Here is a 25,068-nt window from a genome sequence, read left to right as displayed (position 1 = left end):
TCCTTTGCCGACGCACGTCCGTCCTTGGCCGTGCGCATCAATTCGTCAGGCGGAGGTGGTGCCGGCGCTCGTGGAGCGCAGGGCGTGCTCGATGTAGGACAGTTCCATCACGTGCTCGGCCGTCTTCCAGTACAGGTCGAGCATTCCGGGCCTCGGGGTCGCGAACGACGACGGTGCCCAGGCGCCGTCGTGGCGCTGGCGCTGTACGAACCACTCGCCCATCCGGACCGTCCAGGGGAGGTGGCCGCCGTCCGGGTCGGCCGTGAGCATGGCGGCGGCGCCCCAGCCGAACTTGCAGATCTGCACCGACGTCGGGTCGTCGTACTGCTCCTCGGTGCCGCCTGTGGTGAGGGTGAGGTACTCACGGCCCAGCCGGAGCGCGGAGGCGTCGCTGGTCTGTCGTGCGTATCCGGCGAGGAAGGCGGCGGCGATGCCGGGGTGGAAGTACGCCTGCCGGGGCGCCCGGAAGTCGACCACGCGGAGGAAGGCCGTCTCGTCCGGGAAGTCGGTGACCAGGGTGTCGCCGCGGCGGCTGGTGAACAGCCGGTGGGGCGCGTCGGGCTGGTCGGCGAGGTTGCGACTCAGCCACCGGTGGACGCCGTCGGCTGTGTCACGGTCACCGGTGACCAGCGCGGAGAAGCCCAGTTGGGCGGTCTTGAGGTTGTCCTCCAGGGGGTCCTGCGCGAAGTCGCGAAGGTCGTAGGCTCCGCCGGTGTCGGGGTTCTGGAAGCGCGCGAGCGTGGTGTTGATCGCGATCGCGGTGTCGTAGCGGCCGAGCAGCCAGGAGGCGATCGCGAGGGGGGAGAGGTGGTACACGGGGCTGCCGCCGCCGGGGGCGTCGTAAGGGCCGGAGCGGAGGTCGCCTTCGTCGGTGAGGGCCTCGCGTTCGGCCCAGCCCATCATCGCGGCGGCGGCGTCCGGGGCTCCGCCGACGCACAGGGCCCAAGGGGCGCGCCACCACGAGTTGGCGGTCTCGGCGCCTTCGGGGCGGCCGTCGTCGGCAATGCGGTCGCGCAGCCAGGCCACCCCTTTGGCCCGTGCCTGGCTGATCCGGGTCAGCAGGTCGGGGGTGGGTTCGGTCGGCCAGGGGGCCGTTTCCGTGTCCGACGCGAGGGTCGTCATGGTGTCTTCTCCAGGGCGGTTGTGGAGGACGGAGTGAGGAGGATGGTCAGGTCGTCGAATGGTTCGTCCACGGGGTAGACCCCGTTGAAGAGTTCGGATCCCTGAGCCGTCAGCCGGACGTGCGTGCCGAGGCAAAAGCCGGTGCGGTCCGTCGGATCGGCGGTCCGCAGGTGGAGGGTGGTCAGAGGGATGCGCTCGGGTGACTGGCCGGGCGGTGCCGCGATGGTCAGGGTTCCCACGCCGGCGGTGACGGACAGCCAGGGGTCGGCGATGCGGAGGAAGAGCAGCCCGTGGTGGGCGGCGAAGCGTACGTCTCCCCGGAACTTCAGCAGGCCGGTGACCGTGTCGGCGTTGAATGCCGACGCATCGTCCGGGCTGAAGAGGAACATGTGCTCGTCGACGACCGAGGCGCCGTCGGTGACCGAGCAGCGGCCCTCTGGAGAGCGGGCGATGTAGCGCAGGAACGGGACTTTGACGCTCCATCGCAGTCCGGGCAGGGTGGCCGGGCCGGCGGTCATGCCACTGCCTGCCGGGGATTGTCGGCGATGAGCTTCTTCAACGGCACCGTGGTGTCAGTGGCCGCTTCGGGCGGGATGGTCCGGCCCGCGGCCAAGGCGGAGCGTACGGCGAGGAAGTCGGCCGCCCGGTTGACGAAGTCACCGGCGACCAGATGTCCGCCGCGGTAGTAGAGGACGGCGAACTTCTCCGTGTCCGGCTCGCCGCGTACGACGTACCGGTCATGGCCGGTCGACAGGCCCGCGACCTGGAGCTTGAGGTCGTACTGGTCGGACCAGAACCAGGGCACGGCCCAGTAGGGGACCGGCCTGTCGGCGAGCAGGGCGGCGGCGGTCTTCGCCTGTTCGACGGCGGTGTTCACCGACTCGAAGCGGACCCGGTCCGGGCCGTCGGGGAGGTCCACCGGCGGGGGGCAGGCGACGCAGTCGCCCGCGGCGACCGTGGTGCCGTCGGAGGTGAGGCCGTACTCGTTGACGACGATGCCGTTGTCGACGGTCAGTCCGAGCTGCTCGGCGAGTTCGGTGCGGGGCACGGCGCCGATCCCGACGACCACCAGATCGGCCGACAGCGCGCTGCCGTCGGGGAGTTCGGCGCCACGGACGCGCCCGTGACCGTCGTCCAGGAGGCGTACGGGCGGCGCTCCGAGGTGCACCCGCACCCCGCGCCGGATGTGGGCGTCGAGGAAGAACTCGCTGGTCGGAACCCCTACGGCACGTTCGAGCAGTCGGTTGTCGGCGAGGGCGACGGTGACCTCGCAGCCGAGCCCCCGGGCACTGGCCGCGACTTCGAGTCCGATGAAGCCACCGCCGATGACCAGGACGTCGCCCCCCTCTGCCAGGGCCGCACGCAGGGCGAGCGCGTCGTCGGCGTCCCGGAGGTAGTGGACGCCGGCCAGATCGGCGCCGGGGACGGGCAGTCGGCGCGGGCGGGCGCCCACAGTGAGCGCGAGCCGGTCGAACGCGAAGCTACGGCCGGAGTGCGCGTACGCGACCCCCGCACCGCCGTCGCCCCGGTCGACCCGGATGATGCGTTCCCCGAGCACCAGCCGGATGCCGTGGTCGGCGTAGAACGCCTCCGATCGCAGTGCGATCGCGTCGGGCGACGTCTCCGCGTGCAGGAGGGTCTTGGAGAGCGGTGGACGCTGGTAGGGCGCGTGCCGTTCGGCGCCGACCACGGTGATCGGGGCCGTGTAGCCGTACTCGCGGAGGGAACAGGCCAGCTGGATGCCGGCCTGACAGGCGCCCACCACGAGCACGCCGGTGTCGCGCGGGGCGACGGCGGTGCTGTTCATGAGGAGCTACTCCTGGGCTTCCGGGGTGGTCACGCGCAGATCGCCGAGCCCTTCGGAGAGCTTGATCTGGCAGGACAGCCGGGAGTTGGGGCAGCGGTCGACGACCGTGCCGTCGAGCATCTCGTCCTCCAGGCCGCTGACCGGTTCCAGGCGATCCAGGTCGGCTTCGTCCACGAAGACGTGACAGGTGGCGCAGGACAGGACGCCGCCGCATTCGCCGGTGATGCCGGGGACGCCGTTGCGGACTGCGGTCTGCATCACCGAGTCGCCGACCAGGCCGTCGACGACGCGGACCTCACCGGCGTCGGACACGTAAGTGACCTTGGGCATGTTCGTCACACCTCCGTCGGGGTCGAAGTGGGAGTGAAGGTCGCGGGGACCGAGATGTAGCCGTGCGCGCCCCCGATGCTCGGGTAGCCGACCACGGCGTCCGGGTCGATGCGCAGGCCGGGCAGCCGGGTGAGGATCGTCTCCAGCATGGCGTCGAGTTCGGCCTTGGCCAGGGGCGAGCCGAGGCAGCGGTGGTTTCCGGTGCTGAAGGAGACGTGGTCGCGCGCGTTGTCCCGCTCCAGGTCGAGCCGGTCCGGGTCGGGGAACTTCAGCGGGTCGCGGTTGGCGCCGGCCAGCCACATGTAGACGCTCTCCCCACGGGCGATCGGCTGCCCGAGGATCTCGGTGTCCCGTACGGCGGTACGGGCGATGCCGGTCCCCGGTGGCCAGAACCGCAGGAATTCCTCGATGGCGTTCTTCCGGTACGCGGCGTCCGTGCGCACCCGCTCCGCCTGGTCCGGGTGCTGAGTGAGATGGATCAGCGCACTCGCGGTCGCGGCGGTAGTGGTGTCGAAGCCGCCGAAGACCAGCGCGTTCACCATGCTCTCGGCCACCTCGAGACCGAGCGGTTCGCCCTGCACCGTACCGGTGGCCAGGGCCGAGAGGACGTCACCGGCCGGGTTCTGGCTGCGGGCGGCCAGCATGTCGCGGAAGCGGACCCGGAGCCGTGCCTGTGCCTCGTGCGGGTAGCGGGGATCGTCCGGCAGCAGGTACACACCCTCGTGCGCGGCGTAGGCGGCGTCGTGCCAGTCGTCGGCGTCGTATCCGAGGACGTAGAGCGTGGTGCGTGCCGTGGTCGGGATGATCACGTCGTCGATCAGCTCGGCTTGCCCCCGCCCCGCCACCTTGTCGAGGGCCTCGTCGAGGTACTGCCGGGCGACGGGAGCCCACTGGCGCAGGGCTTTCGGGGTGAAGAACGGCGCTTCGATGCGGCGGCGTTCGGTGTGCAGCGGCGGGTCGGACTCCCCGAGGTGCAGCCGGTAGGGCATCTGGGGGATGAGCTGGCCCTTGCCGCCGTTCTCGGTGCCGGTCAGGTCGTTGACGGAGGTGAAGGTCTCCCAGTCGGAGCCGATGCGCTGCACCTCCTCCCACGAGGCCACCACCCAGTAGCCGCCGTGGTGTTCGGTCCAGGCGATGGGGCTGCCGGTGGCGTGGAACCGGGCGGCGAGTTGCTTCCAGGTGTCGCGGTAGGCGGGCGAGTGGTGGTCGAAGTCGATGACCGGCCTGCCGGTGGCCGACCGCCGGACGAGGTCGTGGGTGACACTCATGTCGTACGGGCCTTTCTTCGCGGGAGCGGCATCAGGACTGGCCGGCGGAGGCAGCTTTGGCGATGACCTCGTCGAGGATCGGGACGATGGCGTCGCCGAACCCGATGGGGTCGTCGCAGGGGGCGAAGTGCCCGAGCCCGGCGACCTTGATGAACTTGGCGCCGGGGATGAACTTCTCCACGGCCGGGCCGCCGTTGACGTCGTCGTCGCTGGCCGGGTCGTACTCGCCGGTGACGACGTAGACGGGCTTCGCGTGGGCGTCGATCTTGTGCCCGTTCTCCTTGAGGTCGTGCTCGTAGGCGAAGTAGTCGTTGTCGCCCGCGTAGATGCCGGGGAACGCCGAGCGGTAGATCCAGTACGTCTCGTGCGCGTTCGGCTCGGGTGCCTGGGGCGCGGTCGCACCGAAGTTGAGCGCGGGGGCATAGCTGTCGGCGATCGACGGGGTACGGAACATGTCGTTGGAGAAGCCGTCGAACAGCGGCGGGTTGCCGTACCAGCCGTTGAGGGAGATGAACGCGCCGAAGCGGTCGCCGCGTTCGGCCGCGAGGTCGAGGGCGAGCTGGCCGCCGACCGAGCAGCCCATGAAGTACGGGTTGTCCAGGCCCAGGGTGTCGGCGATCGCGACCACCCAGTTGATCAGGCCGTCGCGGCCGGGGCGGTAGGTCTCCTCCCACCAGCGCACCCCGATCGGAGGCAGCGACTTGCCGTGGTAGGGCAGGTCGTAGGCGTACATCGTGAAGCGTTCCTGCATCCGCGGGTCGGCCAGCAGGTGGCGGTATTGGCGGCCGTCGGCGCCTGCGGTCGCCTGCAGCAGCAGCGGGATCGGGCCGTGGCCGGAGGTCTCGTAGTAAATCCGTGCCTCCTGGCCGTTCGCGGAGACGTAGACGTACCGTCCGACGGCGTTGTCCGTCTCGCGGAAGGGGTCCTGGAAGGGCTTGCGGACCGGCGCGCCGGCCACCGTCTCGCGCACCACCTGGTACAGGCGGGCCCAGCCGCTCTGCCAGGGGGCGACGGTGCCGCCGAAGTCGCCGACGATCCTCAGACCGCGGGTCATGCCGACGACGCAGCTCTCGTAGCCGGCCGGGGGGACAGCAGCGGAGAACGCGGTCGACCAGAACTCGGCCGGCGCGGAGAAGGTCACATCGGCGGCGAGGTCCGCGTGCACCTCCTCGGCCCTGGCGGGGACACCGTCCTCGACCACCAGGTCGAACGCCCCCTCGGGCAGATCGAACCGGACGCGGCCGGAGTAGGTGCGCAGCTTGTAGGCCAGTTCCTTGTCGGAACCGGCCGCCGCGAGGATCTTCTGTCGATCGACGAGAGCAGTCATGGGAGCCCGCTTCCTTGCGTGCCGGGAGGGGAGAGAAGCGGCCGACGGGCCATGCCGTACGGCCGTCCATTTCGTGTCACACTGTGACTCGAAGTCGGTGTCACCGTATGACACGAACCTGGGTGTGGCAAGAGGTGGGGAAACGTGATGGAAATCAATGGCGGTCGAACGCCTGAACAGTCGCCTGTCGCCGGATTCGCTAGCCTGGCCCGGTGAGGGACGAGAGCTGGGCCACCGGAGCGAGCGCCGCGCTGCTCGCCGCCGTACAAGGAGTCGCGGCGGTCACCGAGGAGCGGCGCGGAACGACCCTGCGCGACACCAGGAGCATCGCGCGCAGGCTCGGCACGAGCGCAGTCGCGCTCTTCGCCCAACGGGGCTTCGACGACGTGAAGGTCAGCGAGATCGCCGCGCACGCGGGGGTCACGTCACGGACGTTCTTCCGGTACTTCCCGTCGAAGGAAACCGTGATCCTCGACATCTGGGACCAGACGAACGCACGTCTCATGGAGCTGATCGAGACGGTGGGGCAACCCGAGGCCGAGGTGCTGCCGACGCTCACCGAAGCCGTCGTGGCCTGGTGTCGCGAATACGGGGACCTCTTCCGCGCCCTGGCTCCGATGACCGAGCAGTCCGAGACCCTCATGGCGGCTGTCAACCTCCGCACTGTCGTCTGGGAGGACCATCTCGCGGACGCGCTGCGTGTGCGGTACCCGGAACTCGACGAAATGGACGCCAAGGTGTGGAGTTCCACGACGATGGCCCTGCTCCGCCTCTTCCAACGCAACGCCGTCGCCCACGGCCTCAGTTACGCGGAGGCCGCCCAGGACGTCTTCGACCGGCTCGCCGCCCTGACGTCAAGGAGCTCGTCGCATCGGATCACAGCCGGCTCCCGTCGCCCCAGCGACATCGCCTGACGCCTCGACTCCGAGCTCAGCCCTCCCGCCAGTGACGGTCGAGGGGCTCGTTCAAGATCTGCAGGGCCTGCTCACGCAGCCGGGCCAGATCCTCCGCCGTGCCCTGGGGAAGAGCCGCCCAGCGGTGATGGGCGGCGCGCAGGGCCGTGCCGACCGCGCCGACGGCGAGAAAGGGGCGCAGGTCGGTGTCCGGGTCCACACCCTCGCGCTCGGCGAGCTTGCGCGCGAGACGGTCCTCGATCGACAGGAGGCGCTGGAAATAGGCGGCTAGCAGCGGCGGGGAGTTCTCCAGCAGCCACACGATGCGCGTCCACAGTTCGCCGGTGCCGTCGTCGGCCTCCATCAGCTGCTCCACGACGGTACGGGCCGCGTTGGCGAACGCGGTAACCGGCGGCTCCTCGGCCGGGCGTGCCTCCAGGGCGGGAAAGATGGCCTCGTCGGCCTCGGTGATCAGGGCCAGGGCGACCTCGTCCTTGGTCGCGAAGTAGCGGAAGAAGGTGCGGGGAGCAACCTCGGCGGCTTCGGCGATCTCGGCGACGGTGGTCTCGTCGTAACCGCGTTCCACGAACAGGGTTACGGCGGTCGAGATGATCGCATACCGGGTGCGCATCTTCTTGCGCTCCCGCAGACCGGGCTTCGCCTCAGCCGTCATGTCGTCCTGCCTCCGCTCTTTCCGCTGGAAGTCTGCCACAGGGCAGAAGGAGAGGCCGGGGCCCGCCGTCCCCACGAGGGCCCCGGCCGAGCGGGGAGTGTTTCGTGGCCCTCCGTCCGGCACCGCTCAAAGCCGGGCGGCGCGCTCCCCGCGCCTGCGGGCGGACCGCCGGCCCGCCTGGCAGGACGTCAGATGTGCACGGCGGCGCCTTCGACCTTGCGGCCCTGCTTGGTCAGCAGACCGATCGCGGCGCCCACGAGGGCGACGACGCCGGCGACGACGAACGCGAGATGCATGCCGTCCATGAAGGCGCTGTGCGTCATGTTCGTGATGACCTCGGCGACGGGCGCCGGGGTCTTGGGGGCGACCGGGGCGACGCCGACGGAGACCGCCTCCTTGGCCTGGGCGAGCTGCTCGCCGCTGAGGGGCGGCAGGTGGGCGGCCGACCAGCGTTCGGCGAAGACGTCGTTGAGCTTGGCCGTCATCACCGCGCCCAGGACCGCGGTGCCGAGGGTACCGCCGACCTGCATGGCGGTGGACTGCAGACCGCCGGCCACACCGGCCAGCTCGACCTCGGCGTTGCCGACGATGACCTCGGTGGCGCCGACCATGATCGGGGCCAGGCCGAGGCCCAGCATGCCGAACCACACCAGGGTGTCGTTGGCGCCCGAACCGGTGTTGAGGCCGGCGAGACCGAACAGGGCTCCGGCCGTCAGGAGCATGCCGGCGACCATCGGCGGCCGCGGACCGAACCGATTGATGAGCGCGCCGGCCAGCGGTGCGCCGACAACCATCAGGCCCGTCAGGGGAAGCATCCGCACGGCGGCGTCGACGGCGCTCATGCCGTGCACATTCTGCAGGTAGAAGGTCATGTAGAACATGGCCCCGAACAGGCAGAACGACAGCATCAGCATCAGTACGGCGCCCGCCGACAGGGGCAGGGAGCGGAACAGTCGCAGCGGCAGAAGCGGCTCCTTCGTGCGGCGCTCACGCAGCACGAACAGCAGGCCCACGACCAGGGTGGCGCCGAGGAAGCCAAGGGTCCTGGTGTCGCCCCAGCCGTAGTCGGGGGCCTTGATCAGGGCCCACACCAGCAGGAACAGGGTGCCGGACAGCAGCACGATCCCGGGGACGTCGAAGGACTTGGAGTTCTGGTCGCGCTCGGTGTCCTTCAGGAACAGCAGACCCATGACGACGGCGACGATGCCGACGGGCACGTTGATGTAGAAGCAGGACTCCCAGTTCACGTGCTCGACCAGCAGACCGCCGACGATCGGGCCGGCCGCGGTGGACGCGGCGACCACCGCGCCCCAGATGCCGATCGCGGAGTTCAGCTTCTCGGCCGGGAACGTGGAGCGGATGATGCCGAGCGCGGTCGGCTGGAGCATCGCGCCGAACAAGCCCTGCACCACGCGCAGGCCGATCATGACCTTGATGTCGTCGGTCAGGCCGATGCCGGCGGAGGAGGCGACGAAGCCGACCGCACCTATCAGGAAGATCTTCGTGTGCCCGAAGCGGTCGCCGAGCTTGCCGACGGTGATCAGGCTGACCGCGAGGGCCAGCAGGTAGGCGTTGGTCACCCACTGGATGTCGGAGAGTGAGGCGTCCAGGTCCTTCTGGATGGCCGGGCTGGCGATGGCGACGATCGTCCCGTCCAGCGCGACGAGCATCACGCCGAGCGCGACGGCCAGCAACGACAGCCACGGATGGCCACGCAGTCGGCGGATGCCCAGGGCTGCTGGGACCGGCTTCTGGACGGGAGCTTCGGCAACGGTGGACTTGCTCACGGTGAGGGTTCTCCTGAACTCACGGTTCGATCGGATGAACCCACGTTATGGCATCAAGTGCCATGTGGCAGTCAAGTGCCAAGTTAATTCCAAGTGACATATGGCACGTGGCGTCGGCAGCTGGTAGGAGGCTCGGCGGCTGTCCGCGGCCCGTTCCCCGACTCCAGGCCGGCAGTTGTCGGAGTGGAGCTCTCAAGCCGGATTAACGGATGTCGAACCGGCCTGGTCTGCCCGCTCAGAGGTATCCGGCGCAGTCAGGAGAACCGCTGTGCGGCGGATGGGGTGGCGGGGGTCGTTGGTGTGCTGGGCTTCGTTGAGGATGCGGTCCAGGCGCAGGCGGCCGGTCTGGTGGCCGTAGGGGCGCAGGGTTTTGGTGATCGCTTGGATCGACACCAGGCTGGGTGGAGGGCAGCGGGCTGGAGGGGCCAGTGCCCCGAGGTGAACGCGTCGTCGCGGGGCGGCACGGCGGAACTGGGCCGGCCCCGCATGCAGGCGGCTACGGCCGTAGACGCGTGAACTCGCTTGGCAGCGGCCACAGTTCCCCAAGCGGCCCATGTGCACCCGCCGCGCGTGCACTGCCACGGCCCGGGCTGACTCCCCGCTGACTCAGGCCCGTCCGTTCACCGTGTGCGAGGCCGACGCCCACCACGGCCCAGCTGACCCCTTTCCCCGACTCACTGCCAGCGCATACCAACAGCGGACAGCTCCTCCACTCGTTCGGGAGCAAGACTCGCTTTGCGAGTACGGGCGTTGGCGATGAACACACCGAGGGCCAGCTCCGCCCCGTCAACAGTTTCGATGTGCGATCGAGGTACGTTCAGATGCCCCTCCCGGGTGCGGTACTGGCGGGACGCCGCCAAGTTCGCCTCCCATTTCTGCGCCCGGCTGCGCCGCGGAGAGACCGCGGGGACGGGCGGTCGCTCCGGAAGAGGCTCGATGCCCAGCACCTCGCCGAGCAGCCACTGCTGCAGACCGCTGGGGACTGTGGTCGGCGCGGTGCACCGCAGGGAGACACAGGATGTGCGTGGTGTGAGGCCATTCGCCACTGCTCCTCGGGCCGCAGGCCGGATCTGGGGTGCGCTGCAGCGCTGCTGGCCGGGGACAGCTGACTCGGACACGTGGCGGGACGTTGGGACCTTCAGCCACACCACGATGCTAGGTATGGCACTGAACAGTTCACCGCGCTACTGAACTGACCGCTGAACTGTTTCGTGCGCAACTGAACTCTTCAGTGCCGTTCAACAGCCTTGGCGGCGTTCTGGACGGCGGGCATGCGCGCGCCCCAGACGGCCATCACCACACCCAGTCCGGCGAAGTACCCGGTCAGCAGGCGGCGGCTGCGCACCAGCTCGGGTACTGCGGTCTGTCTCACGCGGCGCCCTGGCCGGTAGTAAGGGCCGTCGGCGGGACCGGGGCGACCTGGACGTCGAGGTTGCGGTACGCCTCCTGGGCGCGGGCTTCGGCGATAGTGGCGGTCGGCCCGGTGGTGATCAGGAAGCCGATGCGGGCGGTGTACAGGTCGCCGCCGTCCTGTGGCAGTACGAGCGGGTCGCCGGCCTGTCGCTGAAAGCGCACGCGCTCCACTCCCCCGACGTGTGCCGTCAGGCGGCGGGCGGTGAGGGTGCCGGAGTAGGCGGGGTAGATGAAGCGGATCGCCGCCCCCTGGTGGCGGTTGGGCGTCAGGTCGGGGGTATGGCCGCAGGCGATGTCGGCGGCGGCACGGGCGAGGTCGACGCCGGTGGCCAGGTGGACGAGGTGTCCGATCATGTCGCCGCCCAGGCGTGCGTTGACCTCGATCAGGCGGGGCCGGTCGCCGATCAGGCGCATCTCGACGTGCTGCACGCCGTCGGTGATTCCCAGGGCCTTGATGGCAGCAGCGGCGGTCGGCGCCACCGTTGAAAGGAGCGGATCGGCGGCGTCGACGGTGTGACCTGTCTCGTCGAAGTAGGGGGCGGGGCCCAGGCGCTTGCGGGTCACGGCGACGGCGGTGGTGGTGCCGCGGTGGGTGACGCATTCGACGGAGACCTCCGGTCCGTCGAGGTACTCCTCGACCAGGACGCCACTGTCCTCGCGGCTGCGGCGTGCGCCGGCCGAGGCGAACTCGAAGGCTGCGGGCAGCTCTTCGGGCCGGTCGATGCGGATCACGCCGATGCTGCCGGCCGCTGCGGCGGGCTTGATGACGGCGGGGAAGCCGAGGGTCCTCGTCGCCCGTTCAGCCTCCTGCAGGGTCCGGGCGGTCATCGAGGCTGCCGACGGCACTCCGTGGCGGGCGAACAACGTGCGGGCGGTGGCCTTGTTGCGGCAGGCCCTCATCACCTCGACGGAGTTCGCGGCCAGACCGAGCGCGCGGGCGAGGCGGGCGGTGGGGACGAGGTTCCATTCGTCCCAGGTGACGACGCCGGCAAGGTCGTGTCGTTCCGCCAGAGCCCGGCCGGCGGAGAGGAGCGCGGTGGTGTCGTTCAGATCGGCGACGGCGTGGTCGACGATGTGCGGCTTCTCCCACGAGGGCTCGGTGCCGGTCAGCAGGACGATGTCGTACGCGGCGGCGACCTGCTCAAGGCAGTAGCCGCGATCCGCCTCATCGCCCGGGGAGACGACGAGTACGAGGGGGCGAGCGGACAAGAAGGGGTTCTCCGAGTCGGTAGGCGGCAGGACGCGGGAAGGGAAAGGGGGTGTTTCAGGCGGCGCGGCGTCGGCGCAGCTCGAACACGCCGGCCCAGTGGGGGTGGTCGTCGATCAGGCGGCGGGCGTAGAGGGCGGTGTAGTTGTTGTTCAGCCCGGCGACCCCGTACGGGAGTTGGCGACGCAGGTCTTCGAAGAGGTCCTTGAGGCTGACCCGTGTGGCACCGGCGGCAAGGCGGCGGGCGGCCATGCGTTCCAGCGCGCGGTAGACGTGCGGGTTGTGCGCGTCGAAGGCGTGGAACTGTTCGGTGATGGTGCGACCGCTCGCGCGGTTCGTCCCGAGGACGGCGGTGGGCATGAGGTTCTCCACAGGAGGGGAAAGCGCGGCAGGGTCAGGTGCGCAGGGCGGGATCGGTGCGCAGGCGGGCGAACGCGTACAACAGGCCGAGGGCCTGCAGACCGGCGCAGACGGTGATGACGTGGCCCAGCGCGTCGGGCGGGGTGAGCGCGGTGAGTACGCCGGCGACGGGGAAGGGCAGCAGGAGGACGAGGATGGTCGCCGACAGGGTGCTGCCGAACTTCTCCGGGGGGATCAGGCGGGAGCGCAGGGTGCGCAGGACCACCGTCATGCCGCCGTCGGCCGCCATGAGGACCGCGACCAGGACCAGGTAGGACAGGTAGTCGGGGGCCTGGGCGGCGGCGAGGCAGGCGAGCGAGGCGAGGGCGGCGCAGGCGGCGCCGACCGGCCACAGGCCCAGGCGGTCGAGCGCGAACCGGCAGATGGTGACGGCCAAGAGGGTGGCCGCCGCGGCGGCGGACCAGACCAGGCCGACGGCCGTGGTGGACTGCCCGAAGTGCTTGACAACGATTACCGGACCGGCCGCTTGGAGGAGTCCGGTGGCCAGGTTGGACAGGGTCAGCCCGGTCACGAGCCAGCCGAGCGCCGGAAGAGAGCGGATGGTGCGCCACCCGGTGAGTAGTCCGGCGCCGGACTGTCCCTTCGGCGCGCGGGCCGGGGCAACGGGTGAGGGGGGTGTGCGCAGGGCGAGCATCGAGGCGAGAAGTGAGAGCACCGTGATCACCGCGAGCATCGTCGGCGGCCCGGCGAGCAGGAGCAGTCCGGCGAGGGCGGGGCCGGCCAGGGTCGCGGTCTGGTCGATGCCGAGCAGGGCCGCCTGGACGCGGTGGGCCCGCTTTCCTGCCCGTCGGCCGGCGGCGGCGCCCGCGGTCTCGGCCGCGATGTAACTGAACTCGGTGAGCACGCCGGTCGTAGCCGCCAGCACCAACACCGTTGCGGTCGCCACGGTGCCGGACGGGTGGCAGTGGAGCAAGACCGCGCCGGCGGCGAGGGCCAGCGCGCGCCCCAGGGAGGCAAGATGGAAGACGACTGCCGCCCCGCGCCGGTCGACGATGGATCCGGCCCACCCGAACGCCGCCAGCCGCGGGATCCACTCCAGGGCGAACGCGGCGCCCGTCAGCGCGGCGGAGCGCGTGGTGGCCAGGACCAGCAGCGGGATGCCGTAGGTGGACATCGCAAACGCGAGAGCGTCCGCCGTGCGCGGCAGGTAGATGCTGCGCATCAGCCCGGCGGTGTGGCGTGCATTCCGGGGTGCAGCCGCTGTGCTCACGCGGCCGGCTCGGGCTCGGACACCTGGGTGATCTGGGGGTTGCCGGCCAGCCACTGGATCAGGAGGATGCGGGGACGGACAAGGTCCGCTTCGGCCTCGTCGCTGGGCAGCCGCGCGGCGGCGGCCCGCTGCGGCAGGCCGTCGGCGCGCTCGGTCGCGAGCGAGGGCGCCAGGAGGTCGAGGACGTGGCGGACACGACTGCTGAACTCGCAAACCGGTGCCGGGTAGGCATGGCGTCGAGCCCAGCGCGCAGCCGCGTCGTACAGGTCGGCCAACTCCGAACCCGACTCGGTGAGTTCCAGACCGGCGCCGGGCGCGGTCCGGACGAGACCGTGGGCGCGGGCCGCTTCGGCAGCGCGGCGCAGTTGGTGCGAGGAGAGGTCGGGGAGGGTACCGGCCAGCCGTCGCGGCGGTATCGCCCCGTTGTCGTCGATCTCGGTGACCAGGCGGATCAAGGAACGCGAAGCCAGCAGCTCGACCGCGTTGCGTACTTCGGCAGAGGTGAAAAAGGTAGTCATCGGCGCGGACCTCCCGCCGGGATGGCTGCCTTCGGCCGGGCGGCCGTGGCATGGGAGAAGAGATCGCGGTTGTGCCACGCCGGAGAGGACTCACCCGTCCGGGCCTGCGGGAGGGTTACGGGGGCCGGCCGGGACTGGCTGCTGACCCACGGCCTCGGCGCGAGCTTCGCCTGCGGATGCCCCCAGACCGGGTGCTGGGCCGCCTGGTTGAGGGGCTGTCCGGCACACCATGCGGACAGGGCGCCGAGAACGGGACTCAGGCCGTCGCCCGCCGCGGACAGCCGGTAGGGCAGGCCGAGGCCCTCGGTGTCGACCAGGCCGTCGGCGACGAGCTGTCGCAGCGGCGGGTAGATGTTGGTCCAGTCGCTGCTGGGCATCACGATCCGGGCCAGGGCCCGCCCGCTGACCTCCTCGCGGGACTTCAGCACCCACAGGATGGCGGCGGCGTGCCGCCGGGTGAGCAGGGTGAGGCTGTCCTCGATCTGCTCGATCGCGGGCAGCGGGCGGTCCGCCTTCTCCAGATGCTCCTCGGCCCAGGTGACGATCACCGGCAGGACCGGCAGCAGGGCGACCCCACGCTCGGTGTGGCCGTAGGTCACATGCCGTGCGGTGTGTTCGGTGCGCTCGATGAGCCCGGCGTCGCACAGCGACTTGAGCTTGGGATGGAGCTGGCCGTTCTGCAACCAGGACACCTTGGCCGCCAGCTCGCTATAACGCTGTGGCGGGCCGGAGAGTGCCAGCAGGATCCTCACGTTCCAGCGCGGGGTGATCATAGCGAGGGCCTCGGTGACCCGGGCGATGTCGGCATCGGTGTCGGGAGGCAGCGCGGTGATGGCCAAGGGGAGGAACTCCTGGGTGAGTAAAGGGAAATCGCCAGCGGATCAGCGGCTGTGTGCGGTGCTCTGGGCCGGAAGTGGTGGAGCCGGAACGGGTGGCGAGGGAGTCGGCGGGGTCGGGGCTGGGGCCGGGACGCGGGCCAGGCTCTGCAGAACGGCGGCGACCGACTTGGCCTGGACGTCGCGGACTGCGACGGCTTCGGCGAGCCGGCGGGAGCCATCGAGGAGATGGGAGACCTCGTGTCGGCCGATCTGCCGCTCGGGGTGGATGAGCCGGGCGAGGTGGTCGCGGTGGAAGTCGATGCTCCGCTCGGCGAGGGCGAGGTCGTGGTGCATGCCGAGCAGGGCGGAGAGCATGCCGGGCGGCTGGTCCTGGGCGTGGGCTTCGAGGTCGGCGAGCGGCGCGCCGTAGAGGTCCTCGATCCGTCCGGCTATCTCGGTGGACGTGAGGTGAGACAAGCGGGGGCTTTCACGGTCGGCGGGCCCGGGCCACCCCGGCACGCTGAGGTGCCGGGGCGGCGGACGGGGGCAGGGCTGCGGTGACCCTGAGTTGTGCCGTACGGACGGGACGGGCCCGCTGGTCGGGCGGAGGCATGGTGCGCAGCAGCTCGCCGAGGGCGGCGCGGTAGCCGTCGCGGGCATCCAGCGCCGCCTCCAGCCACCGCGCGTCGAAGCGGAGCTTGTCCGCCGACAGCTCGCCCATGTCGCGGTCCGGATCCATGTCCGCGCACACGCGGTCGCGGACGCGGGCGACCTGCTCCTCGGTCAGAGCCAGAAAGGAACGCAGTTCCAGGGCACGGGCGAGGGCGGGAGAGGCATCGTGGCCCACTGCCGCCTCGTACAGCTTCGAAACGGGGCTCCCGAAGACTTTCTCCAGGTCGCCGTCCATCGTGCTGGACTTGACCCTCCTCAACGGACGGGCCTTCCTGTCCGCCCCGCCGACGCCGGCGCGGGTGTACCCGCGGGTCGGTGGGGAGCGCTGGTCTGCACCGCGGGCCCGGTTCGGGGGCGAAGGCGGGCGAGCCGTTCGGCGGCGAGGTCCTTCTTGCCCGGAGCGTCCGGGTCGAGGAGCCACCGCACGACCAGAGCCCGGCCGTCGCGTGCGGTGACAGCCGCGTTCACGCTGTGGGCAAGGCCCATCGTCGGGTCGTCGACCTCGCTGGGCTGGGTTTCCAGCGCGGCGAGGAGGTCGTCCTCCGCGCGCTCGAGCAGGGACTGGGCCTCGACGAGAAGGCCGTGCCACTTGACGACGTCGGTGGCGTCAGGGTTCACGGGCGGCGCGGCGGCGACCGCGGCCTTCAACTGGTCCATGTCCATGGCGAAGCGCGCTTCGATCCGTTCGGTGAGCACGCCCACGACATCCTCAGCCTCATCGGATATGCCGTCGGACAAAAGAGAAACTCCTTTTCTAGAAAGACCGGTGCCTGGGGGGAATGCGAGGGGGCGGCCGTACCCGGCGGCTCAGCCGCTTACGGGCACCTGCTGAATACCTGTCAGTCCAGGCACATACGGGTATCGCGGTAGACGTAGGTTCCGGACACCCAGCCCTTGACGCCGGTCGACCTGTCCGTGATGTAGAGCCAGTTGCCGCTCTTCTTGTGCACGGTGAACCTGTGGCTCTTGTAAAGCACGCCGAGCGCGGTGGACTTCGTGGTGGCCTTGGACCGGATGGTCGCAGCCGACGCGTGGACCTTGTACGGCAGCGGCGGCAGGGACGAACAGCTGCTCGCGGGGGCCGCAGATACCGCGGCGGGTGCCGCACTGGCGGTGGTGGCGCAGAGCACCGGCAGGGCGAGCGTGCCGAGCATCGCCGCGGATATGGCAATTCGTGTGGAGCGCATGCGGAAGAAACCTCCGTGAAGGCATAGGGATTGCGTGGAATGGCGCCGCGGGAGTTGTCCCGGCGGCTGTATAAGAGTCCGGAGAATCGCCGGTTTGGCTAACCGGCGATCGTCGGCTATGTTGCGCCGCCAGCGTCGGCTTTGGCGCTCAGCGCGAGCGGCCGGGCGGGCGTGGAGCAGGGGCCTTCGGCAGGACGGCCGGGCGGCTGGCTGCGGCTGCCGGGCGGACCGGCGGCAGGGGGCTGGCCTCGCCGGTGAGCCGGTCGTCGCACCACTGCAGGGCTTCGCCCACGGTGTCGAAGCCGCCCTCGCGCAGGGTGTGCGTCCACGCGTCGGTGTCGACCTCCTCGACCACGACGCGGAAGGGGCTGGGGGCTCGCTCGTCCAGGGCGCGCAGTGCCACGACGGTGACCATGTCGTCCGGGTCGTCGCGGGTGTAGGAGTAGCCCATGGCGTAGTGGTCGCCGTCGCCCGCAAGGCGTCGCTCCAGCGCACGAGTCGCCTCGTCTGCCGGCGGTGGCCCCAGCTCGGGGTCGAGGCCGATGGCGTCCTGCGGGCAGCCGCGGTGGACGAGCCAGGACTGCGCCATCGCGGGCAGTGGCACGCCGGCCTGCTCGAAGGTGAACGTCCGCTTCTCTCGGTCCCGTTGCAGATGCACGGCGAGCAGCTGCGGCATACCAGGGTGTCCCCAGGTGGCGGTGCGGTCGAAGAGGACGTAGTAGCTGTGCGCGCCGTTGGGAGTGTGGTGTGGCGAGGGGGACGAGCATGTCCTCGTGGACGGCGACCTGGCGGTAGAAGTCGAGGTACATCTCCTCGTTGGCATCGAAGTCGTCCAGCTCGAAGTCGACTTGGGGGATGGGCTTCCGGGCCGGCGCCGGTTCGGTAGGGGGCAACAAGGGCCTTTCGGTGGAGTTCAGCGCCGCTGCACCGGCGTGGACGGCGACGTGCCGGGGCGAGCCGGGAGCGTGGGTGCCCGTGTCGTGGGGGTCCGACGGGCGGCGAACAGCGCGGCGCGTCCGGCGTCGGTGAGTGCGACCGGCTGGCCGGCGTGCACGGGGTGGCCGGTATCCCTCACGACCAGGCCGGCGTCCTCCAGTCGCTGCAGCTTGGCGTGTGGGATGCGGGTACCGGAGGCGGCGGTGACGGACATCCGGCCGGTCAGCAGGTGTTCGTAGAGCTTGGCGCCACCGGCGATGGCGAGCAGGGCGGCGTGGTCGTCCGTCGCGAGTGGCTGCGCTTCGGGCGCCGGGGCCGCTGCGGCGGCCTCGATGGGCTCCAGGGCGGCGAGTACCTTCCCGGCGGCGGCGTTCCGTGCGTCGGCGGCCTCCTCCAGTTGGTCCACGGTGCGGTGGATGCGCGTGAACAGGGCGTCGTTGACGTCGAACTCGCCGCTGGAAAGGCGGTTCAGGAGGCGGCGGTAGAAGGTGACGCCGGTCTGGGTCTTGGCCAGCTCGCGGTGTCGATCGACCAGGTGGGCGTGTGGCTCGTCGAGGATGCCGCGGTCGCGGTAGGCCCACAGGGTGTCGATGTCGTGGGCGGTGGCGGCTTCGAGGCGGTGGTCGAGCGGGGAGACCGCACGCCGGGCTGGTGTCGGCGCGGGTTCAGGGGGCATAGGCGAGGTTCCGTGCGTTCAGCGGGTGTGGTGGTGCGCGGGGTTGTGTGCGGGACGGGGCAGACCCGGCGTTGCGGTGGACGGTGGACCGGGCCGGGGCGTCGGAGTGCGGGTGGTCAGCTGCGGGGAGCGGGAGCGGGCCGCGTGGGTGCGGGCGCTCAGCGGCCGGCGGGTCATCCCCAGGCGGCGGCCGACCTCGTCGTAGACGTCGTTGCCCGCACGCGGCCGGATGGCGACGACGTGGATCTCCTTTGAGTGCGCGGACTCCGCGGGGGCCGGGCGGACGCCGTAGACGACGCGCCAGTCCTTGCGCGAGTCCACGAAGAGCTTTCGGTAGCCCTCCAGGTCACCGTCGAGGCGCAGTCCGAAGCGCTGTGCGTTCACGACTTCTTGCAGGTAGGCGAGGGTGAGGTCGCGGATATCGCTGGGGGCTTGGAGGAGATCGGTCAGCGCGCGGGGGTCGAAGCTCAGTCCGAAGGCGGGCTGTCCCTGTCCCGCGGTCATGACGTCGGCTCTGCGGGCCCGTCGGCTTCCGCCGCCGCCGTCTCCGTGCGCGCGGACGGCGGCGGGCCGGGCAGAAGACGGTGCGCTGGCCGGTCGGGAGAGGTCATGCAGGCCGACAGCGGCCCGCCCGGTGCGCGGACGGCCGCAAGGGCGTGGGTGAGGAAGTCCCGGTGCCACACGAACAGGCCGCTCAATCCGGCTTCGGGGTCCTTGTGTTGCTGGTAGGCGAGCCACAGGGCGTGGAGCCAGGCCACGACGTCGTCGTGCTCCTGCCACTGCAGGCACCAGGGCGCTGCGGTGGTGACCTCCGCCCCGTACACCGGGAGGAAGAAGTCGTCGATCCAGTCCGACAAGGCGTCGAGTTCGTCTTCGCGTTCCTCCCCGTCGAGTTCCAGGATCGGGCGGGGCTCCGGCGGAGCGGCGGCAGGCGGCCCGCCGAGCCCCGGCATGCCGAACGCGGCGAACGGCGATCCGCTCGGCTCAGGGGCGGACGCGAGGTGGTCGAGTTGCTGCGCCTGTTGCGCCGACTGCTCCATGAGCCGTCGGACGCTCGCCTCGATTCCTTCCAGCTGTGGATCGGGAATGCGTACCGGCTCCAACTCCCCATCGTCAGGGGGTTTTATGGGTTCGGGCATGAAGAAGTTGGGCCTCCTACGAGACGCGGAATGTAAGGAAGACGGAAGCGGCAATGCTCGGACCGCCGACGGGTGACAAGTCCACTTCGCCGGATTGCCACTAGGGCGCCGGTCGCCTTGACGGGAAGCGCGCTCGCGGCTCAGGCGGTGAGAACCACGTCGTCTTGCGTGAGGGTCTCGCGGATCGTCTCGGTGAGCCGGTCAGCCGCGATCGCCGCGTAGTGCTCGGTCTTCTCCACGCCGATGAAGTCCCTGCCTTCCAGCAGTGCGGCCACCCCCGTGGAGCCGGAGCCGGCACAGAAGTCGAGCACCGTACCGTCCTCAGGACTGATCTTGACCAGCTCGCGCATCACCTCGACGGGCTTCTGCGTGATGTGCTGACGCTTCGCCCCCGAGGGCTGCGAGGCCGAGTACATGCCGGGCAGATAGACGGGGTTCCGGGAGCCGTCGATCGCCCCCTTGCTGGCCCAGACGATGAATTCACAGTTCTGGGTGAACCGGCCCTTCTGGGGCCTGGCCTGCGGCTTGTGCCAGGCCAGTACCCCGCGCCACAGCCACCCTGCCGCCTGGATCGCATCCGTCGTGATCGGGAGTTGACGCCAGTCGGTGAACAGCAGAGCGGTCCCGCCGGTCTTGGTGAGGCGGTGGGCCTCGGTCATGATCTGCGTCAGCCAGAACCCGTAGCTTCGCTGGTCCATGTTCTCGCCGGTGAAGTCCGGCAGGGTGTGCTGGGCGTCGGCGGAGGTGTACTTCTGCTTCGCGGAGCGGGTGGTGCGCTCCTTCGCGGTCCTACCGCCCGAGTTGTACGGCGGATCGGTAATGACGGAGTCGACGCAGCCGTCCGGAAGGCCGGCGAGAACACTGAGGGCGTCGCCCTGGTGCAGAGAAAAAGGCAAAGAGGAACCCCTATTCGGGTGCGGAGTCGCGGAGAGAACTCACCGCCTCGCACACAAATCCTCGCGGGCCGGAAGTGGGCATGCAGAAGCCCAGGGCCACAGACCGAGGAAGGCGAGGGGGAGTCCAAAAACTGTAGAGGCGAAAGCGCCGACGACCAAAAAGCTGGCGTGAGGTGCCGGATTCCGATACCTCACGCCAGCTTTTTGGTCAACCGCCGATCTGGGCCTACTGTTTTTGAACCGCCCGGCGCACACCGCCGCTGACTACTCCCTGCCCCACCTCACGGAGGTACCCCCTTGCCCCGGCACACCTAGCTCACCGCCCGGCCACGCGGAGCGAGCGGCAACTCGCCCACACCGGCCCGCCTTGATCGCCCACCCCGGCCGCCGCGCCCTTCCCATCACGCCTCTCGCACGCGGCACGGCCGGACACTGCACCCCGAAGGACACGCTCATGACGTCTCGCCACCCACCCACGCCCGAAAGCCCTGGCCGGCGAGCGATCCGCTCCGGTTGAAGGCGCTCGCCGCCGGCATCGGCGTCGTCTTCCTCTCCCCAATCCTGATCGCCGGCACCGGCATGATGCTGGCCTCCTCCGCCGACGCCGTGCAGAGCAGCAGCTCCTTCAGCAGCTGCCTCACCGACATCGACACCGACGAGGTCGCCGAGCAGGTCACCAAGATTCTCGACGGCGCGTCCGGCAAGAACGTCCACGTCGAGGGCCTGGACCTGTCCGCCGAACAAGTCCCCAACGCGGCGACGATCGTGGCCGCCGGCCTCTCGCTCGACGTCCCCAGGAAGGGACAGATCATCGCGCTCGCCACCGCGATGCAGGAGAGCCGGCTGCGCAACCTCAACTACGGGGACCGGGACTCGCTCGGCCTGTTCCAGCAGCGTCCCTCCCAGGGCTGGGGCAGTGCCCAGCAGATCCGCGATCCGGTCTACGCCTCCGAGCAGTTCTACAAGCACTTGCTCAAGGTGAGCGGCTGGCAGCAGATGACCGTCGCCCAGGCCGCCCAAGCCGTGCAGAGATCCGCCTACCCCGACGCCTATGCGCAGTGGGAGAGCCTGGCCACCGCGCTGCAGGATGCCATCGCCAAGACCTTCCCGGGCGGCGGCACCGACGCGGACAACAAGGACGCAGACCAGGGCGAGCAAGCATCGACCGGCACGAGCGGCTGTGCTCCGGGCCAGGACGGTTCCGGCTTCGGCCGTATCCCCGAGGGAAGCGTCCCGAAGGGCTACGCGATCCCAAAGGACGCCGATCCGAAGGCACGCAAGGCCATCGAGTGGGCGATGCACCAGCTCGGCACGCTCTACCAGTGGGGCGGCACCTGCACCAACGCTCACGGCCCCGACCCCATGGGCCGCTGCGACTGCTCCAGCCTCATGCAGCAGGCGTACGCCCACGCCAACGTCACGCTCACCCGCACCACGTACACGCAGGTCAACGAGGGCAAGGCGGTCTCGCCAGCCCAACTCAAGCCCGGCGACCTGATCTTCAGCCGCGGCACCGCCGCCCGCCCTGAGCACGTCGGCATGTACATGGGCGACGGCCTCGTGATCGAGGCGCCGCGCACCACCAAGCCGGTCCGGATCACTCCGATCAAGGACTGGACGATCCTCGCCGCCCGCCGCGTCCGGTGACACCGGCCGGGGCGCAAGGGGCCCCGGCGCACATCTCTGACCGAGATTCCCTCAACCGTACGGAGCATCTTCTTGATAACCCGCCCCCGCGCCCAGCGTGCCATCGCGGCAGCCTCTCTGGGCCTGGCCGTCGTCGCCGGCGGCCTCGCCACCGCCACCGCAGCACAGGCGTACGACACCGACACCACCACCATCAGCTGCAGTGCGGTCAAGGTGCGCAAGGCACCGTCGAAGACGTCCACGGTCTTGGGCATCGGCTACAGGCACGACAAGGTCGTCTACGACCAGTGGGTCTACAAGAAGGCCGAGAAGACCTGGTACACGCGCGGCACCGTCACCCGGAAGTCGGACGGCAAGAAAATCGGCCGCGGTTACATGATCTACAACTGCGCGAACCCGTACAAGACCAACCCCGCTCCGAAGCCGCCGGTCCCGAAGTAGGGGTCTTCCACGGCCGGTTCGGCCCCTGAGCCGGCGCCTTCGCCGGGAGCACTGGCTCGGTCCGCAGCCTCGGCGCGGCACCTGCTGCGTCCTCGTGCGAGCGATGCCGTCTCTTCGCGGACGCCGCCCGGGCCAGCCCGTGCCTCCACGGTGTCTGCCCTCCCTTTCTACGAGGCGCTGCCTCGTTCCTCCCTTTCCTTCTGTGATTCCCGCGCGCCAAATTTCGGCGCGCCCAAGGAGCTTCCTTGCCCCTACTCGAAACCGTGCAGTACCTGGCCTACGATCCCGGCATCACGCCGTCGGGCGGTGGCCTGCCCGGCCTGAGCGTGCTGAAGAACGTCGTCAACTCGATCAACCTGTTCGGCATCATCGCCGTCGTCGGCGCCCTCGCTGTGTCGCTCGGCGTGTGGGCTTGGGGACACCACACGGGCGGTCACCAGGCCGAGGCCAACGGGAAGAAGGGCGCGGTCGTGGCCGCGGGCGCCGCCCTGGGCCTGGGCGCCGCGAACGGCATCGTCGCGTTCTTCTCGACCCTCGGGTCGCAGGTGCACTGATGAAGAAACGACTCCCCTCCCTGTCTTCGTATGGCAGTGGCTGGTCGGCCAACCGGCGCATCGCGATCGTCGCCTCCGCCGTCGCAGTCCTGCTCGCCGTCGCCGGGATCGTCGCCCTGCTGACCGGCGGCGGCAACGGCCACCAGGCCCCGGGCACCGCCGCGCCTACCCCGAGTGGCAGCCCGTCCTCCTCCGAGGCCGCCCCCAAGCCTTCCTCCGGATCCGGGTCGGTGTCCCAGCCTCCGCAGATCGCCGAACCGGTCGCCTACGCCAAGGCGGCGGCCCAGATGCTGTGGTCCTACGACACCCGCGACACCAGCCGCGACCAACAACTCGCCGGCATGCGCGCCTGGATGACCACGGAGACCAAGTACGCCGACTGGGCCTCGGTCTCTGGCCAAGTGCCCGATCCGGTGCTGTGGTCGCGGATGGCCGACCAGGACCAGCACGCCACCGCCAGCGTCACCGAGGGCCACTACCCCTCCGCGTTCAAGCAGGCGCTGGCCGACGACCCGTCCGCGATCACCGAGGCGTACATCTACGTCGTCACCGTCAACGGCACGCAGCAGATCGCCTGGAAAAAGGGCGGCGGCGGAGCCGAGGAACGGGCCGTGACCCTCGCCGTCCAGTGCCGCCCGAATCACGACTGCACCCTGGCCGCCATCGCCCCGAGCGTCACGCAGTGACCCGCGCCTGAGACAAGAAAGGAGGAGTAACTCCTCGTGGGTTTCTGTGATTTCCCCCTGGCAGACAAGCTGTGCGCCGTCGGCGACGCAGTCGATTTCGCCTCGGACCCCGGCAAGGCCATCGGTGACTGGATGGCGAAGTCCGCCGGTGAACTGGCCGCCGCCGCAGCCGATCTGGCCGCCGAGGCCGTCAACACCACCACGAAGGTCGACCTCAACGCGTCGTGGTTCGTCGACAACTACGAGATGCTGCTGCCTCTGGGCCTGGTCCTGCTGGTCGCCACATTCTGCGCACAACTGGTCCGGGCCGCCATCCGACGCGACGGACAAGCCCTGGCACAAGCGTTCACCGGCACCATGAGCGGCGTCCTGTTCGCCTTCTGCGCCATCGCCTTCACCACGGTCGCCGTCGAAGTGGTCGATGCCGTCAGCGACGGCCTGTTCAAGACCGCCCACCTGAACATCGAGTCGGCCGTGCGACGCATCGTGAAGGTCAACCAGATCGCGGGCCTGTCCGGGATGGGCTGGCTCGTTGCGGTTGTCGCCGGCCTTGGTGCCGCCGTCGGTGCCTTCCTCTACTGGTGCGTGATGATGGTCCGCAAGGTCGGCATCCTCGTCATGGTCACGCTGGCTGTCTTCGCGTCCGCCGGCGGCGGGTGGGAGGTCGCGCGGCGCTGGCGCAAGGGCTGGATCGAGGCCACCGCCACCCTCGTCGTCTCCAAGCTCCTGATGACCGTGATCTTCGTCCTCGGTATCGCCGCCATGGGCAAAACCGAGGCCAAGGACGGCATCGCCGCTCTGGCCGACGTCATGTCCGGCATCGTGATCATGATCCTGGTGCTGCTGTGCCCCTACGCCGTCTTCAAGTTCGTGCACTGGGCGGCCGACGGGACCGACGGCGAGTCCATCCACCGTGCCGGTGGCGCCGGAGCGCAGATCGCCAAGGCGCATGCCGAGAACGCCGCCCGTAAGGCCGCCGCGGCTGCGGCCACTGCCGGAACCGGTGGCGCTGCAGCCGGAGCAGGCGCCGCACCGCAGGGGCCCGACGCCGCTGGCGGTGGCGGTTTCCCCGGCGACGTCGCCGCCAACCCGACCGGCGGCGGAGGGGGCAAGGAAGGTTCGCAGGACGGCGGTACGGGCATCTCGCCCGGTGGCGACGCGGTCAAGTCCGGTCTGGAGAAAGCCGTCCAGCCCGCGCCGACGAGCGTGTCCGACGACACCAGCGGCCAAGTGGGCGGCAGCCCAGGGCCGGGCGGGCCCGGAGCGAACGCCGCCTCCGGCCAGGGCAGCGGATGGCAGTCCGCGCCGCCGACCACCACCGCGCCGCAGGGCGCACCTCCGCCCTCCGGCTCACAGAACGCCACGTCCAGCGGGTCGGCCTCACCCTCTCCGCCGCCGACCGGCCTCTGATCCCCTGCCCGTCCACCGGGGGCGGGACGTG

At 70.2% G+C, this 25,068-nt stretch carries 29 protein-coding genes and 2 pseudogenes; 6 read left to right on the top strand and 25 right to left on the bottom strand.

The features are described from left to right. Window positions 1-45 precede the first annotated feature (45 nt). Genes ACYUED_RS37225 through ACYUED_RS37200 form a run of 6 tightly spaced genes read right to left on the bottom strand, consistent with a single transcriptional unit; the run spans window position 46 to window position 5,854 of the window. Entirely contained in the window at window positions 46-1,122 is a 1,077-nt protein-coding gene (locus ACYUED_RS37225; RefSeq protein ID WP_046915438.1) for a hypothetical protein, read from the bottom strand. Further along, on the bottom strand, window positions 1,119-1,640 hold the full coding sequence (locus tag ACYUED_RS37220) for an HtaA domain-containing protein (RefSeq protein ID WP_046915437.1): 522 nt from the start codon (window positions 1,638-1,640) through the stop codon (window positions 1,119-1,121). The genes ACYUED_RS37225 and ACYUED_RS37220 overlap by 4 nt, the downstream gene beginning before the upstream one ends. Then, complete coding sequence (locus ACYUED_RS37215) at window positions 1,637-2,929, bottom strand: NAD(P)/FAD-dependent oxidoreductase (RefSeq protein WP_046915436.1); 1,293 nt, start codon at window positions 2,927-2,929, stop codon at window positions 1,637-1,639. The genes ACYUED_RS37220 and ACYUED_RS37215 overlap by 4 nt, the downstream gene beginning before the upstream one ends. Before the next feature lie 6 nt (window positions 2,930-2,935). After that, a complete protein-coding gene (locus ACYUED_RS37210) occupies window positions 2,936-3,259 on the bottom strand; it encodes a 2Fe-2S iron-sulfur cluster-binding protein (protein ID WP_046915492.1) in 324 nt (107 codons plus the stop codon). Between the two features lie 5 nt (window positions 3,260-3,264). Continuing rightward, window positions 3,265-4,527, bottom strand: coding sequence for a cytochrome P450 (locus ACYUED_RS37205; protein ID WP_050399405.1), 1,263 nt, complete (start codon window positions 4,525-4,527; stop codon window positions 3,265-3,267). Between the two features lie 31 nt (window positions 4,528-4,558). Next, window positions 4,559-5,854: an alpha/beta fold hydrolase gene (locus ACYUED_RS37200; protein WP_050399406.1), complete on the bottom strand. Its 1,296-nt coding sequence runs from the start codon at window positions 5,852-5,854 to the stop codon at window positions 4,559-4,561. Window positions 5,855-6,066: 212 nt separating this feature from the next. On the opposite strand from ACYUED_RS37200, the gene ACYUED_RS37195 reads away from it, so the two are divergent. After that, window positions 6,067-6,768 (top strand): TetR/AcrR family transcriptional regulator, encoded by a 702-nt coding sequence (locus ACYUED_RS37195; protein ID WP_020276842.1) that lies wholly within the window; start codon window positions 6,067-6,069, stop codon window positions 6,766-6,768. 16 nt (window positions 6,769-6,784) lie between these two features. Here ACYUED_RS37195 and ACYUED_RS37190 read toward each other — a convergent pair whose 3' ends face one another. The 19 genes and pseudogenes from ACYUED_RS37190 to ACYUED_RS37100 all read right to left on the bottom strand — a co-directional run bounded on the left by ACYUED_RS37190 (window position 6,785) and on the right by ACYUED_RS37100 (window position 20,299). Continuing rightward, complete coding sequence (locus tag ACYUED_RS37190) at window positions 6,785-7,420, bottom strand: TetR/AcrR family transcriptional regulator (protein ID WP_020276841.1); 636 nt, start codon at window positions 7,418-7,420, stop codon at window positions 6,785-6,787. A 188-nt stretch (window positions 7,421-7,608) separates the two neighbouring features. Then, a complete protein-coding gene (locus ACYUED_RS37185) occupies window positions 7,609-9,153 on the bottom strand; it encodes an MFS transporter (RefSeq protein ID WP_225967069.1) in 1,545 nt (514 codons plus the stop codon). Between the two features lie 246 nt (window positions 9,154-9,399). Then, window positions 9,400-9,600 (bottom strand): hypothetical protein, encoded by a 201-nt coding sequence (locus tag ACYUED_RS37180; protein WP_491288931.1) that lies wholly within the window; start codon window positions 9,598-9,600, stop codon window positions 9,400-9,402. A 281-nt stretch (window positions 9,601-9,881) separates the two neighbouring features. Next, window positions 9,882-10,253 carry a helicase associated domain-containing protein gene (locus ACYUED_RS37175; protein ID WP_234317464.1) on the bottom strand — a complete coding sequence of 124 codons (372 nt, stop codon included), beginning with the start codon at window positions 10,251-10,253 and terminating at the stop codon, window positions 9,882-9,884. Window positions 10,254-10,453: 200 nt separating this feature from the next. Further along, window positions 10,454-10,579 (bottom strand): annotated as a pseudogene (locus ACYUED_RS37170) (MFS transporter); the annotation flags it as partial. After that, window positions 10,576-11,829, bottom strand: coding sequence for an ATP-grasp domain-containing protein (locus tag ACYUED_RS37165; protein WP_107446558.1), 1,254 nt, complete (start codon window positions 11,827-11,829; stop codon window positions 10,576-10,578). The gene ACYUED_RS37165 and the pseudogene ACYUED_RS37170, both read right to left, overlap by 4 nt. A 55-nt stretch (window positions 11,830-11,884) precedes the next feature. Then, window positions 11,885-12,187 carry a hypothetical protein gene (locus ACYUED_RS37160; protein WP_307047082.1) on the bottom strand — a complete coding sequence of 101 codons (303 nt, stop codon included), beginning with the start codon at window positions 12,185-12,187 and terminating at the stop codon, window positions 11,885-11,887. Window positions 12,188-12,221: 34 nt separating this feature from the next. Next, the gene (locus ACYUED_RS37155; protein ID WP_491288930.1) at window positions 12,222-13,457 is read right to left on the bottom strand and encodes an MFS transporter; all 1,236 of its coding nucleotides are present in this window, start codon (window positions 13,455-13,457) and stop codon (window positions 12,222-12,224) included. Continuing rightward, window positions 13,454-13,975 (bottom strand): hypothetical protein, encoded by a 522-nt coding sequence (locus ACYUED_RS37150; RefSeq protein WP_061334519.1) that lies wholly within the window; start codon window positions 13,973-13,975, stop codon window positions 13,454-13,456. The genes ACYUED_RS37155 and ACYUED_RS37150 overlap by 4 nt, the downstream gene beginning before the upstream one ends. Next, window positions 13,972-14,814, bottom strand: coding sequence for a winged helix-turn-helix transcriptional regulator (locus ACYUED_RS37145; RefSeq protein WP_061334517.1), 843 nt, complete (start codon window positions 14,812-14,814; stop codon window positions 13,972-13,974). The genes ACYUED_RS37150 and ACYUED_RS37145 overlap by 4 nt, the downstream gene beginning before the upstream one ends. Window positions 14,815-14,856: 42 nt before the next feature. Further along, on the bottom strand, window positions 14,857-15,270 hold the full coding sequence (locus tag ACYUED_RS37140; RefSeq protein ID WP_173985779.1) for a hypothetical protein: 414 nt from the start codon (window positions 15,268-15,270) through the stop codon (window positions 14,857-14,859). A 10-nt stretch (window positions 15,271-15,280) separates the two neighbouring features. Beyond that, window positions 15,281-15,724 (bottom strand): hypothetical protein, encoded by a 444-nt coding sequence (locus ACYUED_RS37135; protein WP_061334513.1) that lies wholly within the window; start codon window positions 15,722-15,724, stop codon window positions 15,281-15,283. After that, window positions 15,721-16,203, bottom strand: coding sequence for a hypothetical protein (locus tag ACYUED_RS37130; protein ID WP_491288929.1), 483 nt, complete (start codon window positions 16,201-16,203; stop codon window positions 15,721-15,723). Before ACYUED_RS37130 ends, ACYUED_RS37135 begins: the two co-directional genes overlap by 4 nt. 101 nt (window positions 16,204-16,304) lie before the next feature. After that, window positions 16,305-16,619, bottom strand: coding sequence for an SH3 domain-containing protein (locus ACYUED_RS37125; RefSeq protein WP_491294607.1), 315 nt, complete (start codon window positions 16,617-16,619; stop codon window positions 16,305-16,307). A gap of 181 nt (window positions 16,620-16,800) precedes the next feature. Then, window positions 16,801-17,548 (bottom strand): annotated as a pseudogene (locus ACYUED_RS37120) (hypothetical protein). A 17-nt stretch (window positions 17,549-17,565) separates the two neighbouring features. Then, window positions 17,566-18,264, bottom strand: coding sequence for a helix-turn-helix domain-containing protein (locus ACYUED_RS37115; RefSeq protein ID WP_307047077.1), 699 nt, complete (start codon window positions 18,262-18,264; stop codon window positions 17,566-17,568). A gap of 18 nt (window positions 18,265-18,282) precedes the next feature. After that, on the bottom strand, window positions 18,283-18,768 hold the full coding sequence (locus ACYUED_RS37110; RefSeq protein ID WP_061334895.1) for a hypothetical protein: 486 nt from the start codon (window positions 18,766-18,768) through the stop codon (window positions 18,283-18,285). Then, window positions 18,765-19,304, bottom strand: a complete 540-nt coding sequence (locus ACYUED_RS37105; RefSeq protein WP_061334896.1) for a DUF4913 domain-containing protein — start codon at window positions 19,302-19,304, stop codon at window positions 18,765-18,767. Before ACYUED_RS37105 ends, ACYUED_RS37110 begins: the two co-directional genes overlap by 4 nt. A gap of 239 nt (window positions 19,305-19,543) precedes the next feature. Then, a complete protein-coding gene (locus ACYUED_RS37100) occupies window positions 19,544-20,299 on the bottom strand; it encodes a DNA-methyltransferase (protein ID WP_061334897.1) in 756 nt (251 codons plus the stop codon). A gap of 513 nt (window positions 20,300-20,812) precedes the next feature. On the opposite strand from ACYUED_RS37100, the gene ACYUED_RS37095 reads away from it, so the two are divergent. The 5 genes from ACYUED_RS37095 (at window position 20,813) to ACYUED_RS37075 (ending at window position 25,037) form a co-directional block, all read left to right on the top strand. Next, entirely contained in the window at window positions 20,813-21,946 is a 1,134-nt protein-coding gene (locus ACYUED_RS37095) for a C40 family peptidase (RefSeq protein ID WP_491288928.1), read from the top strand. Window positions 21,947-22,018: 72 nt separating this feature from the next. Further along, window positions 22,019-22,387, top strand: coding sequence for a hypothetical protein (locus ACYUED_RS37090; RefSeq protein ID WP_107446550.1), 369 nt, complete (start codon window positions 22,019-22,021; stop codon window positions 22,385-22,387). 245 nt (window positions 22,388-22,632) lie between these two features. Next, entirely contained in the window at window positions 22,633-22,941 is a 309-nt protein-coding gene (locus tag ACYUED_RS37085; protein ID WP_061334899.1) for a DUF6112 family protein, read from the top strand. Continuing rightward, window positions 22,941-23,627, top strand: coding sequence for a hypothetical protein (locus tag ACYUED_RS37080; RefSeq protein WP_061334900.1), 687 nt, complete (start codon window positions 22,941-22,943; stop codon window positions 23,625-23,627). Before ACYUED_RS37085 ends, ACYUED_RS37080 begins: the two co-directional genes overlap by 1 nt. A 36-nt stretch (window positions 23,628-23,663) precedes the next feature. Continuing rightward, window positions 23,664-25,037: an SCO6881 family protein gene (locus tag ACYUED_RS37075; RefSeq protein WP_210594868.1), complete on the top strand. Its 1,374-nt coding sequence runs from the start codon at window positions 23,664-23,666 to the stop codon at window positions 25,035-25,037. Window positions 25,038-25,068 lie beyond the last annotated feature (31 nt).

It is taken from the genome of Streptomyces sp. DF42 (assembly GCF_058267695.1).
This window is presented reverse-complemented; position numbering and strand designations above follow the sequence as displayed.